Source organism: Microvirga makkahensis (assembly GCF_009830105.1).
GTDB classification, from domain to species: domain Bacteria; phylum Pseudomonadota; class Alphaproteobacteria; order Rhizobiales; family Beijerinckiaceae; genus Microvirga; species Microvirga makkahensis.
The window spans coordinates 39162-52943 of record NZ_WURB01000021.1 but is presented as its reverse complement, the minus strand read 5'-3'; the positions used below and the strand labels follow the sequence as shown (position 1 = coordinate 52943).

The 13782-nt window shown below is 64.7% G+C and carries 11 protein-coding genes; 2 read left to right on the top strand and 9 right to left on the bottom strand.

Annotated features, from left to right (window positions below; translation table 11 throughout):
• Positions 1-167 precede the first annotated feature (167 nt).
• The 3 genes from GR328_RS20490 to GR328_RS20480 all read right to left on the bottom strand — a co-directional run bounded on the left by GR328_RS20490 (position 168) and on the right by GR328_RS20480 (position 4005).
• A complete protein-coding gene (locus GR328_RS20490; protein ID WP_160887137.1) occupies positions 168-1538 on the bottom strand; it encodes a glutamine synthetase family protein in 1371 nt (456 codons plus the stop codon).
• A 63-nt stretch (positions 1539-1601) separates the two neighbouring features.
• Positions 1602-3137, bottom strand: coding sequence for an amino acid permease (locus tag GR328_RS20485; protein WP_160887135.1), 1536 nt, complete (start codon positions 3135-3137; stop codon positions 1602-1604).
• Positions 3138-3201: 64 nt separating this feature from the next.
• On the bottom strand, positions 3202-4005 hold the full coding sequence (locus GR328_RS20480) for an N-formylglutamate amidohydrolase (RefSeq protein ID WP_160887133.1): 804 nt from the start codon (positions 4003-4005) through the stop codon (positions 3202-3204).
• A 136-nt stretch (positions 4006-4141) separates the two neighbouring features.
• Here GR328_RS20480 and GR328_RS20475 point away from each other — a divergent pair, with 136 nt between their 5' ends.
• Entirely contained in the window at positions 4142-5014 is an 873-nt protein-coding gene (locus GR328_RS20475) for a MurR/RpiR family transcriptional regulator (protein WP_160887131.1), read from the top strand.
• A 105-nt stretch (positions 5015-5119) separates the two neighbouring features.
• Here GR328_RS20475 and GR328_RS20470 read toward each other — a convergent pair whose 3' ends face one another.
• The 5 genes from GR328_RS20470 to GR328_RS20450 all read right to left on the bottom strand — a co-directional run bounded on the left by GR328_RS20470 (position 5120) and on the right by GR328_RS20450 (position 9053).
• Positions 5120-6154: an AbrB family transcriptional regulator gene (locus GR328_RS20470; RefSeq protein ID WP_160887129.1), complete on the bottom strand. Its 1035-nt coding sequence runs from the start codon at positions 6152-6154 to the stop codon at positions 5120-5122.
• A gap of 109 nt (positions 6155-6263) precedes the next feature.
• A complete protein-coding gene (locus GR328_RS20465; protein WP_160887127.1) occupies positions 6264-7466 on the bottom strand; it encodes a pyridoxal phosphate-dependent aminotransferase in 1203 nt (400 codons plus the stop codon).
• Between the two features lie 117 nt (positions 7467-7583).
• Positions 7584-8018 carry a large conductance mechanosensitive channel protein MscL gene (mscL, locus tag GR328_RS20460; protein WP_160887125.1) on the bottom strand — a complete coding sequence of 145 codons (435 nt, stop codon included), beginning with the start codon at positions 8016-8018 and terminating at the stop codon, positions 7584-7586.
• A gap of 61 nt (positions 8019-8079) precedes the next feature.
• Positions 8080-8607: a VOC family protein gene (locus GR328_RS20455; protein WP_160887123.1), complete on the bottom strand. Its 528-nt coding sequence runs from the start codon at positions 8605-8607 to the stop codon at positions 8080-8082.
• Between the two features lie 11 nt (positions 8608-8618).
• Entirely contained in the window at positions 8619-9053 is a 435-nt protein-coding gene (locus tag GR328_RS20450; RefSeq protein WP_160887121.1) for a DoxX family protein, read from the bottom strand.
• A 386-nt stretch (positions 9054-9439) separates the two neighbouring features.
• Between GR328_RS20450 and GR328_RS20445 the strand changes: the two genes are divergently transcribed.
• On the top strand, positions 9440-12949 hold the full coding sequence (locus GR328_RS20445; protein WP_160887119.1) for a PAS domain-containing hybrid sensor histidine kinase/response regulator: 3510 nt from the start codon (positions 9440-9442) through the stop codon (positions 12947-12949).
• Positions 12950-13115: 166 nt separating this feature from the next.
• Here the strand turns inward: GR328_RS20445 and GR328_RS20440 are convergent, their stop codons facing one another.
• Entirely contained in the window at positions 13116-13739 is a 624-nt protein-coding gene (locus GR328_RS20440) for a 2-hydroxychromene-2-carboxylate isomerase (RefSeq protein WP_160887117.1), read from the bottom strand.
• Positions 13740-13782: the final 43 nt, after the last annotated feature.

Here is a 13782-nt window from a genome sequence, read left to right as displayed (position 1 = left end):
GTGCCGGTGATGACGGTTTCGATGATTTCAAAACTTGGCCGATCGCCTTGCTGACCCTCTCCGCCGCAAGTCGGGTGTCCCGACCCGCTTCCGAACAGGCTCATCCCAGGCAGGCCGAAATGGGGCCAGGGAAGAGGCACCTTCCCCTGAGGACCCTACGAAAACTCCTAGATGATTTCGAAGTACCGAGCGAGCTGCCAATCAGTGATCGCCTTACGCGCCTCCCTCTCCTCCCATTCCCGCGTTGCCGCGTAATGGTCCACGAAGACGTCGCCGAAGAGCTGGCGCGCGGCTTGCGAGTTCCTCAGCCGCTCGGCCGCCTCGCCGAGCGAGCGCGGCAGGGCCCGCTCCTTCGGGTGCTCCACGGTATAGGCGTTTCCTTCGATCGGATCGCCCGGATCGATGCGGTTCTCGATGCCCCAGAGGCCAGAGCCGATGGCGGCGGCAAGCGCGATATAGGGATTGATGTCGGCGGCGGCGACCCGGTACTCCACGCGCTGCGATTTCTCGGAGCCGGGGATGACGCGAAGCGCTGTGGTGCGGTTCTCGATGCCCCAGGCGGAATCCGTCGGCGCCCAGAAACCCGGGATGAGGCGCGTGTAGCTGTTTACGGTGGACGCCACCATGGCGAGGATCTCGGGCATCAGCTGCTGCTGACCGCCCACATACCAGCGCATGATGTCCGACATGCCATGCTTGGCCTGTGCGTCGTAGAACGCGCCCTTGCCCGTCTCGCGGTGGCGCAGGGACGAGTGCAGGTGGCCCGACTGGCCGGGCCAGTCGGCGGACCATTTGGCCATGAAGGTGGCCATCCAGCCGCGGCGCTGCGCGAGAATCTTGGTGTAGGTCTTGAACAGGACCGCCTTGTCGGCCGCGCGCAGCGCGTCGTCCACGCGGATCGCGGCCTCCAGCACGCCGGGGCCGGTTTCCGTGTGCAGGCCCTCGATCTCGAAGTCCATCCTGTTCGCGAGGTCGAGGAGCTCGTGGTAGAAGTCCGCATGCACGCCCGAGCGCAGGACCGAGTAGCCGAAGAATCCCGGCGTGATGTTCTTCAGGTTCCGGTAGTCCTTCTCGCGCACGGAATGGGGCGTCTCCTCGAAGAGGAAGAACTCGAATTCCGCGGCGGCGGATGCGGCAAAGCCCATGTCCTCCGCCTTCTGCAGCACGCGCCGCAGCACGCCGCGCGGGCAGGCAGGCTCGGCATAGCCTTCGAACTGCGCCAGAAAGAATGGCAGATCGTTCTCGAAAGGGATGAGGCGCATGGTTTCGGGCAGAACCCGCGCGGTCGCGTCCGGGTAGGCCGTGTGCCAGCCGGTCAGGGTCGTGTTGTCGTAGAGCTGATCGTTGGAGTCCCAGCCCAGAACGACGTCGCAGAAGCCGAATCCCTTCTCGAGCGCGGATTCGAACTTGTCGCGGGCCATGTACTTGCCGCGCATGATGCCATCGATATCGGTCAGCCCGATCTTCACGAACGGCAGGTCGCGGCTGCGCACATATTCCACGGCGTCGGCAGCGTTCTTGATGATGGGAGCGGTCATGCTCGAAAAACCCCAACGAGAAGGATGAAGGGAGCGCACATCATGCGCGCTCCCTGATGACAATCAATAGGACTTGTACTCGGCCTCGCCCTTGGTGAGCGCGAATTCCTCCTCCGGGGAGAGGATGAGCTTGTGACGTCCATGGATCAGGAAGTAGGCCATCATCACGGCGTAATAGATCGCAACGCCGATGACCGCTGCCCGGAACGCCGCATCCGTGAACTGGAAGACCAGCGTCACGGCTGCGATGATCATGCAGGTCACGGCCCCTGCGACGCCGAACGGGCTGTTGTAGGGCCGTTGCAGGTGCGGGAACTTCGTCTTCAGGACGACGTAGGACATACCCTGCATGAAATAGGCCAGCATTGCGCCCGCCACGGCCATGTTGAGCAGCGTGCCGCCGATCAGGGCACCGCCCGCATCCGCTCCCAGCGAGAACCAGATGATCATCATCACCAGAAGACCGGCCACCGCGCCCGTGATCAGGGCCACGTAGGGGGTCTTGCGCTCGCCATGGGTCACCGACAGCGCGCTCGGGAAGTAACCTGCCCGCGAGAGCGAGTAGATCTGCCGGCCGAAGGCGAAGATGATGGTGTGGAAGGATGCGATGAGCCCGATCACCGCGATGGCCGCGAGGATCTTCGCGATATCCGTCCCGAACAGGGTGCGGAATCCATCGAGAAGCGGCTCGCCCGACTTGCCCAGACCCGCTGCGCCCGGCGCGATGCTCGTGTTCAGGAAGAGCACGAGGAAGGCGGAAGCGATCAGCGTCAGGATGCCAGCGATGATGCCCTTTGGCATGTCACGTTGCGGATCGTGCGACTCCTCCGCCGCCAGCGGCAACTGCTCTATGGCGAGGAATAGCCAGACCGCAAAGGGGAGCGATGCCAGAATGCCGATAACGCCATTAGGCAGGAACGGTCCGCCTCCGGTCTGAAGTTCGGCGCCGTCCGCGCCGATGTTCAACGCCCAGCGGGAGAAGTCGAACTGGCCTGAGAGCAGCACCGAGACATAGAAGAAGCCGAGCACCGCCAAGGCCGCCAGCGTCACGCCGACGGTGACCTTGAACGACAGCTCTACGCCGACGACGTTGAGGCCCACGAAAAGAGCGTAGCACAGGATCCAGTAGACGGGCTGGAACGCCGGTGCCGTCTCGAAGATCGCCGACAGGTACGAGCTGATGAAGAACACGATCACTGCAGGGGTGAGCACGAACTCTATGTTCTCGGCGATTCCCGTGATGTATCCCGCCCACGGTCCCATGGAGGTGCGGGCGAAGGAATAGGCGCCGCCCGTATGCGGCAGGGCCGGCGACATCTCGGCGATCGAGAAGGTCAGGCCCAGATACATAATGGCGATGATGATTGTGGCGAAGAACATCGAGCCGAAGCCATTGGCCAAGCCCAGGTTCCAGCCCGAGTAATGGCCCGAGATCACGGCGCCGACGCCGAGCGCCCAGAGCGACCAGACCCGCGCATGACGCTTGAGGCGCCGTGCTTCGAAGTAACTCTCGTCCACGGTTGTGTAGGTAACGCCGGCAGCGTTCTGCGCTCCGGCCGGTGGGGCATGAACCCCAGGGCTTCCTTGTCCGACTGACATCGACTCTTCCTCCACGAATAGTCTGCCTCTCGAACCACGGCGCCTCATGCGCCATGGCAGTTCATCACAGCGTCCGCGCCCCCTCCCTCAAAAGCGGCGCGAGACGGCGAGCCCACGACGCCTGTCCGTCTTCCGTGCGGATCAGATCATTGCGGATTTCGATCATCAGCGGCGCGAGTCCGCGCCTCTCGGCATGGCGCTCGAGGGTGTGGAACACCCGGTCCGCTGGCGAATAAGGTTGGTTCATGCCCACGACGAGCGTCGGATCCCGGCGCAAACCGGCCTCCACTTTGCGCGCGAAGCGTTCGTCGCGATCGTAGATGAGGCTGACATGCCAAGGGCGCGGCACATCGCGGTAAACCGGCGTGAACGAATGAATGGTGACCACGCAGCCCGTCTGCCCTGTTTTCGCGCGAGGCTCGATGAAGCGGTCGACGGTCCCGTGAAACACCTCGTAGACCTCCCGAACCCGATAGGCGCGCTCGGCCGCGTCGAGGCTCTGGTTTCCTGGAATGGTTGTGCGCTCGCTCAGGGTCCAGATGGAATCGGGGGCGGAGGGATCGCGATTGAGATCGAGCACCAGCCGCGAGACACCCGCATGGATCAGCGGCGCATCGAGAAGTTCGGACAGTCCCTTGGCGACTCCGAGCGCGCCGGGATCCCAGGCGATGTGGCTGTCGAGCTGTTCAGGGCTGAGGCCGAGGGTGCCGTAACGGCCCGGAAGGTAGCTGGAGGCGTGTTCGCAGATGAGGAGGATGGGCGAACGCCCCTTGGAGTTCTCCATGAGGGCGACCGGCTCTGCCGCCTGAGCGGCAGAATTCTGGGCGGCCGTCTCCTGAACGGCGACCATGCGACTCGCATATATCATGCGGCTCTCCCTTGCCTGCCGCAGCAGGCCGGCGTCCCCATTCCGACGTTTGGTACGTTTCTTACAGGTTTGTCTTGGCTGAAATTTTTGGTACAGCTTTTCAAGCTCGTCAAGGAGCGAGTCGTAACAATCCATCATGAAAAGCGACAGCGCCGTTCCCCCCATCGACCCGCCGAGCCTTGCCGAGCGCATTCGCCTCGAGATGGACTCCTTCACCCCGACCGAGAAGCGGGCGGCCCACATGCTGCTCAGCCACTATCCCTTCGCCGGGCTCGACACAGTGGCGGAATTCGCCTCCCGGGCGGGTATTTCCGCACCGTCGGTCCTGCGCTTCGTGACCCGGCTCGGCTTCGGCGGCTTTCCGGAGTTCCAGAGGCACCTTCGCGAGGAACTGGAGGCGCAGCTCCTCTCGCCGCTGGCCAAGTCGAGCCCCTCGGACAGGAGCCACGGCGCTCCGGCACTGGCATCCTTCGCCGAATCCGTGATCGGCAATCTGCGGGCGACCGTGGAGAACATCGCCCCCGCCGAGTTCGAAGCGGTGGTGGAGCTCCTGAGCGATCAACGCCGCCCCGTTCACTTCACCGGCGGCCGCTTCACGGGAGCCCTGGCGCGCTACGCGGAAAGCCATCTTCGCATCGTACGCAGCCACGTGGATTACATCGAAGGCCAGCCTGCGCTCTGGCGCGACCGCATGATCGAGATCGGCAGGAAGGACGTGATCGTCGCCTTCGACATCCGCCGCTACCAGGAGGATGTGACCGCCCTGTGCGAGACGGCGGCCCGGCAGGGCGCAACGGTCGTCCTCCTGACGGATCCCTGGCTCTCGCCGATCGCGCGCGTGGCCCGCCATGTCCTGCCGGCGCATATCGTGGCCCCCTCGAACTGGGATTCGTCCGCCGGTTTGCTGCTGATCACCGAAGCTCTCGTGGCCGCCGTGACGAAGCGCCTGTGGGAAACCGCGAAGCCGCGAATGGAAGCCGTCGAGCGGCTCCGCAACGAGAAGCCGTAAGGCTCAGCCGATCTCTACCCCGGAGGCTCCTATGCCACGAGACCTTCGGGCGAACGCTCCGCTCACGGGCATTCCGGCTCCCAGCCGCATCCTGACCACGATGGATCAGAAGCGCTTCTGCAGCCAACCGATCAGGAACGGCAGAACCAACCCGATGCCGAGAAAGCGGACGAGGTGGTGAGTCCCGACATAAAGCGGATCGAGACCCAGAACGAGCGCGAGCACCGTCATGGCCTCCAAGCCGCCGGGCGCAAAGGCGACGAGGCTATTGGCGAAGCTCACGCCTGCGATCCAGGCCGCGAGAGCGGAAAAGACCACGGCAGTGGCCATGCCGACCGAGAACGAGCCCGCGGCCGCGACAATCGCGCGCCTCAACGTAGAGCGCTGAACGTTGCGGAAGCGCTCCGCAATGAAGAGGCCGATCAGCACGAGGCCGCCGGTCGCGATCACCGGCGGAATCACACCGGTGACGAGTTCGGTGCCGTGACTGACGGCGCTGACGATGGTCGATCCCAGGAGAACAGGGGCGGCCACCTTGAGGCTTTTGAAGACAAGGCCCAGTCCAAGCCCGCCGAGCAGGACGGTCGCCAAACCTGCGGGACTTGCGATGGGCATGCCCTGGCCGATCAGGGCATTCGTGTTGCCCCCGCCCCCGATCATCACCACGGCGCTCGGCAGAAGCGCGATCAGCACGAAAAGGCGGAAATTCTGCACGATCGCGACTGAAGGAACATCCGCCTTGCGATCCGCGGCAACGGCGAGCACCGTCGAGAGCGCGCCGGGCACGGAGGCCAGCACGGCATCGGCCGTGCGCCAGCCTGAAACACGCGTCAGCCACAGCGTGGATGTCAACGAGATCGCCCCTACGCCGACAACCAGCAGCACGAGGCTGCCCGGATAGCGCCCCATGGCGTCGATGGCGGCCGGAGTGACCCCGGCTCCCATGGCCGCCCCCGAGATGAGCATCGCCGCATCGGCGAGCGCCCGCGGCATGGGCAGGGAATATCCCGACAGGCCCCACAGGGTCGCCGCGATGGCGGCGCCCGAGAGCCATGCGGCCGGAACGCCGAGCCAGTAGAATGCAAGCCCGCCGAGACCGGCAATCAGGATCTGAACGATGTGAGCGATAATGAGAGGCATATCGGGAACGGACGGAAGCCTTGAAGGCCCGTCTGCTCAATGAAGCCCCCCGGCGTTCAGGTCAATCGTCAGATTCGCGGACGGGGTATGCGTTGCGGGACGCCGTCTCTCAACCGACGAGCCTCGGCAGGGCAGTGCCGATGCGCTCCACCGCCTCCTCCAGATCCTCCGCCTTGCGAAGATAGCAGAGACGCAGATATCCCTCGCCCGCCTCGCCGAAAGCGTTTCCTGGCGCAAGGCCGACATTCGCTTCATCGATCAGACGGAAGGCGATGTCCTTGGAGCTGGTCGCTCCCTTGATCTTCAGGAAGGCGTAGAATGCGCCGCTCGGCGGCGGCAGATCGACGAGGCCCGTCTCCGCGAGCCGCCCGACGAGGTCCCGGCCCCGCTTGGCGCGTGTGATCTGCTCCTCGAGGAAGCTCTCGCCCTGTTCGATGGCGGCGACGCCGGCGCGCTGGATGAAGGTGGGCGTGCCGGAGGTCTGGTACTGAACGAGGTTCTCGATCACCTGCCCCAGCGCGGGCGGCGCTTCGAGCCAGCCGAGCCGCCAGCCGGTCATGGCCCAGTTCTTCGAGAAGGTCTGGACGAACAGAATGCGATCCTCCGGCGCCATCACATCGCGGAAGGACGGCGCGCGTCCGTCGATCGTCAGCGCCGGGTCGTGGATGAAACGGCCGTAGATCTCATCCGCCACGATCCACAGCCCGTGGCGGCGCGCCATGTCGAGCACGGCGCGCAGATCGTCGTGGCTCGCCGTCCATCCGGTGGGGTTCGAGGGAGAGTTCAGAACGACGACGCGGGTGCGCGGCGTGATGGCCTGCTCCAGCCGCTCGAAATCGAGGTGCCAGCCTTTGGCGTCGATCGTCATGGGCACAGGAACCGGGCGTGCTCCCGCAACCGTGATGGCGCCTGCGAAATTCGGCCAGGCGGGGGTCGGGATCAGCACCTCGTCACCGGTGCCGCACACCATGCGGAAGGCGATCTGCATGGCCGGCATGCCGCCGGACGTCACGAAGAAGCGCTCCGGGTCGAATGCCTTGCGGTAGACCGTCTCGTGATACCCTGCGATGGCCTGGCGCAGTTCCGGGATGCCGCGCTGGTACGTGTAGAAGGTTTCGCCGTCCTTCAAGGAGCGGGCCGCCGCATCGCAGATGAAGGACGGGGTCGCCAGATCGCCCTCGCCGACCCAGAGCGGGATGATGCCGGGGCGCCCTCGCCCGTACGAGAACACATCCACGATGCCGCTGGTGGGAGCCTGCTGCGCTTCCGGCCGCAGGTTGAAGGTCGAGGGAATCGAAACGGATGCATTCATCGAAGGCCATTCCTTGCCAGACAGGTTAACAGGGATGGCCTGTCCACCAGCCGAAGGCAAGCCTTCAAGGGGCATCCATGACAAGAAGCGAAGAATGCCATCGAAACCTGTGATGGATCACAGGGTGCGGCCGGTTTTCATCAGATCCCGGATTTCCGTGAGCAGCTTCACGTCGGCCGGGATTTCCGGCGGCTTCTCGGCCGTGCCGGTCTTTGCGTCCTCCGTGCGGCGCAGGCGGTTCATTCCCTTCACGAGCAGGAACAGGATCCACGCGATGATGAGGAAGTTGATCGCGACCGTGACGAAGTTGCCCCAGGCGAGCACGGCCCCCTGGTTCTTGGCTTCGCTCAAGGCCGTCGCGGTGACGGCGCCGGAGAGAGGCGTGAAGTAGTTGGAGAAATCGAGGCCCCCCGTGACGGCCCCGATGATCGGCATGAAGATATCGCCGACGAGGGAATCGACGATCTTACTGAACGCGGCACCGATGATGATCCCGATGGCCAGATCGACCACATTGCCGCGCAAGGCGAATTGCTTGAACTCGTTCCACATGGCCGGCCCCTCCAGAGCTTGACTGCTGAGCTCAAGATAGGTGTCCGTCGACCATGAGTCGTCAAGGTTCCCTAGCGGCGACGAGATCCTGCAGGTCCAGGCGGCGGGTGACCATCTGCAGCTCGCCCGCCGGCGTGCGCGGCCACTGATCCTCGGGGCGGTCCACGTAAAGTTCGAGGCCGTTCCCGTCCGGATCACTCAGATAGAGGGCCTCGCTCACGCCATGGTCGCTCGCGCCCTCGAGGGGGACTCCCGCCTCGATCAGTCGATGGAGAGCGTCCGCCAGGGCTGCCCGCGTGGGGTAGAGGATCGCGACGTGGTAGAGCCCTGTGGACCCGGGTGGCGGCGGCGAGCCTCCTTTGCTCTCCCAGGTGTTCAGGCCGATATGATGGTGATAGCCGCCCGCCGAGACGAAGGCGGCCTGGCTGCCGTAGCGCTGCATGAGCGTGAAGCCGAGCACGCCGCAGTAGAATGCAAGGGCCCGCTCGAGATCCGCGACCTTCAGGTGGACATGGCCGATCCGGACGCCGGGATGAATGGGACGGGGCGTCCCATCCCCGGTCGTCTCACGGGAGATGGATTCAGTCATAGCTGTTTGCCTCAAAGCCTACGAAGGGACAACGCGGGGGCGGCCTTCGCCGATCCGGGCCTGAGCGCATAGGCGCCCTCTCCCAACAGGGCCTGGGCCACGAGCGCCAGAATCCAGAAGGCCAGGAATTCCCAACCGCCATTCGGGTTGGAGAAGAAGAAGCCCGCCGGGCCGTGGACGGTGACGATGGCGCCGATCAGGATCGGGATCAGGGCGAGCGCGGCCCATCGGACATGGAAGCCGAGGATCAGGGCAAGGCCGCCGGCGACCTCGGCTGCGATCACAAGATAGGCCATGAAGCCGGGCAGACCGAGGCTGCCGAAGAACTGAGCCGTTCCAGCCGGGGTGAAGACGATTATCTTCAGACCGGCATGAGCCAGGAAGAGAATACCGAGAGAGACGCGCAGGATCAGCGCGGCATAGGGGGCGGTACGGGTATCAATCATGAGGATCTCCTGAATTGCGATGACCCTTTATGACCTCATCCTGGAGGAATGATAATCTTCACCCTGGAATATCAAATCACACCCTTTGAGTGAGATGCCCCCCGATTGCAGCCCTCTCTCGTCATGCCCGGCCCGACCGGAAAGGCGCAACGTTCCAGGGGGACGCTCCAAGGGGACGCTCAAGGGTCTGTATCACGCAGTCGGGATCACGGGCCCGGTGACGGTGGTCGGTGGAGGAGAGGCTCCGAACCTCTTCCCTCTGGGGGATAGAAATCAGCGCTCCGCTCTTGATCCGGGTCCCGGTCGCCTGCGCTGTCCTGCCAGTGGCGCTACGCTCTTTCAGGGGGTAAAGCTGGTTTCGGCTTTCTTGTAAGGGTTCAGGGCACATGGTCGCCACCTGGGCAGTTGTCTTATCGGCGCTTGTCTATCTCTGCTTCCTGTTCACCGTCGCCTATTGGGGCGACAATGCGGGCAGGCGTTTCGTTCAGGGACCATGGCGTTCCACCATTTCCGCACTGGCCCTGGCGGTTTACTGCACCTCCTGGACCTTCTTCGGTTCGGTCGGTCTCGCCAGCCGCTCGGGTCTCGATTTCCTGGCGATCTATATCGGCCCGATCCTCGTAATCACCTTGGGCCACGCTCTCGTCGGGCGGGTGATCCAGATCGCCAAGACGCAGAACATCTCCTCGATCGCCGACTTCGTCGCGGCCCGCTACGGCAAGAGCGAACGCGTCGCCGCCATCGTCAGCCTGATCGCGCTCGTAGGATCCATTCCCTACATCGCCCTTCAGCTGAAGGCGGTTTCCGCCTCCCTCGACGTGTTCATCACGAAAGCCGACGGCATGCCGCCGCCGAATCTGCCCTTCATCGGGGATCTCGCGCTCGTCGTCGCCCTCGTCCTCGCGGGCTTCGCCGTCGCTTTCGGCACGCGCCACCCGGATGCCACCGAGCATCAGGACGGGCTCATCATGGCGATCTCGGTCGAGTCCATCGTGAAGCTCGTGGCGTTTCTGGTCGTCGGCGGCTATGTGACCTTTGTGATGTTCGATGGCTACGCCGACATCACGGAGCGCCTGATCTCCCTCGGCACGACCGACAGCCTGATCGAGCGGACCTCGGGCTTCGGCAGCTACATCACGCTCGTTCTTCTCTCGAGCTGCGCCGCCCTGCTGCTGCCGCGCCAGTTCCATGTAACCGTGGTGGAAAACCACTCCATCCGGGACCTGAAGCGCGCGGCCTGGATGTTCCCGCTCTATCTCATCCTCATCAATCTGTTCGTCATTCCGATTGCGCTTGCCGGCATTGCGACGTTTCCGAGCGGCGGGATTGACCGGGACATGACCGTGCTGGCGCTGCCGCTCGCCGACCAGGCCGGCACGATCGCCGTTCTTACCTTCCTTGGAGGGTTCTCCGCGGCGACCGCCATGGTGATCGTCGATTCCGTTGCGGTCGCCGTGATGATCTCCAATCACCTCGTCATGCCCATCGTTCTACGCCGACGGGCTTTCGCCGGCGTCGATCCGGGCAACTTCGTCATTGCGGTGCGACGCATCTCGATCGTGCTCGTGATCCTGCTCGGCTACGCCTATTACCGCGCATCCGGCGAGGCGGCGCTCGCGGCCATCGGCCTTCTCTCCTTCGCTGCCGTCGCACAGGTGGCCCCTGCCTTTCTCGGGGGCCTCATCTGGTCGCGCGGCACGGCGCTCGGCGCGAGCGTGGGACTCGTCGTGGGCTTCTTCGCTTGGCTCTACACGCTCCTGCTGCCGAGCCTCGTCTGGGACGGAGTGTTCTGGTCGGACGTGGTGGTGTCTGGACCGTTCGGTATCGAGGCCTTGAAACCGACCGCCCTTTTCGGCGTGGATCTGCCCCAGCTCACCCATGGCGTCGTCTGGAGCCTGACGCTCAATATCCTCTGTTATGTCGGCTTCTCACTCTGGCGCCCGGTGACGGCAATGGAGCAGATTCAGGCGAACGTCTTCGTCGGCGAACCCCATGCGTCCGCCACTCCGAGCTTCCGTCTCTTCCGTGCCAGCGTGACCGTTGAGGAACTGCGCGCGACCGTCTCGCGCTATCTTGGCGAGGAGCGCACCGCGCGTTCCTTCGAAGGGTTCAGCCACAGCCGGGGGCAAGCCCTCGAGCCCCGGGCCGAGGCCGACATCCATCTCCTGCGCTATGCCGAGCACCTGCTGGCGTCGGCCATCGGCACGGCATCCTCGCGCCTCGCGCTCTCGCTGCTCCTGCGCCGCCGCACCGTTTCGACCGAAGCCGCGCTCAAGCTGCTCGACGATGCGTCCGCCGCGATCCAGCACAGCCGCGACCTTCTTCAGCACGCGCTCAACTATGCCAAGCAGGGCATCACGGTGATCGACCGCGATCTGCGGCTGCTGGCTTGGAACCAGGCCTTCATCGACCTTTATGACATGCCGCCCAACTTCGTTCAGGTCGGAATCGGCATGGAGCGCATCGTCCGGTACAACGCCGCACGCGGCTCCTATGGACCCGGGAAGATCGACGAGCAGGTGGCCGCGCGTCTGCACTCGTTCCAGCACGATGTGGAACCGGTGCGCCTGAAACTCTACCCGTCGGGCAAGGTCATCGAGATCCGCTCCAACCCTCTGCCCGATGGCGGTCACGTCACCACCTATACGGACGTCACCGATGCGGTTCTGGCGGAAGAGGAAAGCCGTCGTGCCAACGAGACGCTCGAGCAGCGCGTGCGCGAGCGCACGGAGGAGCTGACACGCCTCAACGAGGCGCTGCGCAGCGCGAAGGCGGAGGCCGACGAGGCGAATATTTCTAAGACGCGCTTCCTCGCCGCGGCCTCGCACGACATCCTGCAGCCGCTCAACGCGGCGCGCCTCTATGCGACCTCCCTCGTGGAGCGCGACCGCGATGCCGGCGACGCCTCGCTTGCCGAGAACATCGACGCCTCGCTCGACGCGGTGGAGGAAATCCTCACGGCGATCCTCGACATCTCGCGCCTCGACACGGGCGCCATGAAGCCGCAATGGTCGAGCTTCCGCATGGACGAGCTGCTCCGTCAGCTCCAGCGCGAGTTCGATCCGGTCGCGAAGGAGAAGGGCCTGAACCTCACCTTCGTGCCCACGTCGCTCACGGTCCGTTCCGACCGGCGCCTGCTGCGCCGCCTGCTACAGAACCTCATCTCCAACGCCATCAAGTATACGCCGTCAGGACGGGTCCTCGTCGGCGCACGACGGCGCGGCTCCCATCTCGTCCTGGAGGTGTGGGATACGGGCCTCGGCATTCCTCCCTCCAAGCAGCGGATCGTCTTCCGCGAGTTCCAGCGTCTCGACCAGGGTGCGAAGGCGGCACGGGGCCTGGGCCTGGGTCTTTCCATCGTGGAGCGCCTCGGGCGCGTGCTCAAGCACCCGATCAGCCTCAAGTCGGAGGTCGGCCGCGGCTCGGTATTCCGCGTGGAGGTGCCGATCGTCGCGGCGCTGCCCGAGACCGTTGCCGCCCCTGAGCCTCCGAAGACCATGACAACCGTTCTCTCGGGGCTGCGCGTGCTCGTGATCGACAACGAGCCGGCGATTCTGGAGGGCATGCGATTGCTGCTCTCAGGCTGGAGCTGCGAGGTATGGACGGCCTCAGACCTCGAAACGGCCCACCAGGCTCTTCGAAGCAACAAGGCTCCGCCCGAGGTGATCATTGCCGACTACCATCTGGACGACACGGACGGTCTCGAACTCATCAAGGCGCTGCGGTGGAAGACGCAGGTCAACACGCCTGCCGTTCTCGTGACGGCCGACCGAACGCCCGTAGTCCGCGATGCCGCCGCCGCCATGCACGTTCATGTGCTCAACAAGCCGCTGAAGCCCGCGGCGCTGCGCGCATTGCTCACGCAATGGCGCGCCACGCGCGTGGCGGCGGAGTGAAGATCGGTAGGCCGTCCCCCTCCCTGTCATCACCGGCCCTGTGCCGGTGACCCCGATTGCGTCAAGTGCTGCGCTCATTCATTCGGAACGGCCATGACGAGCATCCATCAGGCTCCAAAGCAGGACCGGCGGCGGTGCTCTTCGAACGCCAACGGCACGATCCCGGTCAGACTAAGGGCGTATATGGCGCGCGGCCGCTGGCCAGGGCGTCGTCGAGCAGTTCAAGGCGGTCCTGCCCCCAGAACACCTCGCCGTCAAGAACGTAAGCCGGTGAGCCGAACACGTCCCCGGCCACGGCATTCTCGAGATTGAGCGCGTAGATCGCCTCGGTCGTGGTGCCGGTGGCGATGTCCATGAGGGCGGAGGAATCGAGGCCGGCCTGCTCGGCCAGTTCCGAGAGCACCAGCGGATCGGCGAGGTTGCGCTCCTCCTCCCAGACGGCGGCGAAAGCGCGGCGCAGGAAGGGATCCGGGCTCTTGCCCGCCGTCGTGATCGCGATCACATAGCGGTCGGCGAGGTTCACGTCGAAGGGCCAGTGCTTCGGATTGATGTTGAAGGACAGGCCGCGCTTTTCGCGCCAGCGCTGAAGCTCCACGAGCCGGTAGCGCTGCCGCGCCGGATGGCGCTGCGCTAACGGCAGGCCGCCTGTCTCGGAAAAGACGCGGCCCAGGAACACGGGCTTGAAGTTCACCTCGGCCCCATGCCGCTGCACGATATCCATGAAGGACGCATGGCCGATATAGGCCCAGGGGCTCACGAGCGAGAAGTAGTAATCGACGACACGAGGCATAGGTCTCAGGCTTCCCGTTTGTATTGGTAGATGGTGGCCTCAC

Coding starts and splice junctions, on each gene's coding strand:
- GR328_RS20470 (WP_160887129.1), bottom strand. CDS start 6,154: ATGCCTCTCATTATCGCTCACATCGTTCAGATCCTGATTGCCGGTCTC.
- GR328_RS20445 (WP_160887119.1), top strand. CDS start 9,440: ATGGTCGCCACCTGGGCAGTTGTCTTATCGGCGCTTGTCTATCTCTGC.
- GR328_RS20480 (WP_160887133.1), bottom strand. CDS start 4,005: ATGATATATGCGAGTCGCATGGTCGCCGTTCAGGAGACGGCCGCCCAG.
- GR328_RS20485 (WP_160887135.1), bottom strand. CDS start 3,137: ATGTCAGTCGGACAAGGAAGCCCTGGGGTTCATGCCCCACCGGCCGGA.
- GR328_RS20450 (WP_160887121.1), bottom strand. CDS start 9,053: ATGATTGATACCCGTACCGCCCCCTATGCCGCGCTGATCCTGCGCGTC.
- GR328_RS20455 (WP_160887123.1), bottom strand. CDS start 8,607: ATGACTGAATCCATCTCCCGTGAGACGACCGGGGATGGGACGCCCCGT.
- GR328_RS20465 (WP_160887127.1), bottom strand. CDS start 7,466: ATGAATGCATCCGTTTCGATTCCCTCGACCTTCAACCTGCGGCCGGAA.
- mscL (WP_160887125.1), bottom strand. CDS start 8,018: ATGTGGAACGAGTTCAAGCAATTCGCCTTGCGCGGCAATGTGGTCGAT.
- GR328_RS20440 (WP_160887117.1), bottom strand. CDS start 13,739: ATGCCTCGTGTCGTCGATTACTACTTCTCGCTCGTGAGCCCCTGGGCC.
- GR328_RS20490 (WP_160887137.1), bottom strand. CDS start 1,538: ATGACCGCTCCCATCATCAAGAACGCTGCCGACGCCGTGGAATATGTG.
- GR328_RS20475 (WP_160887131.1), top strand. CDS start 4,142: ATGAAAAGCGACAGCGCCGTTCCCCCCATCGACCCGCCGAGCCTTGCC.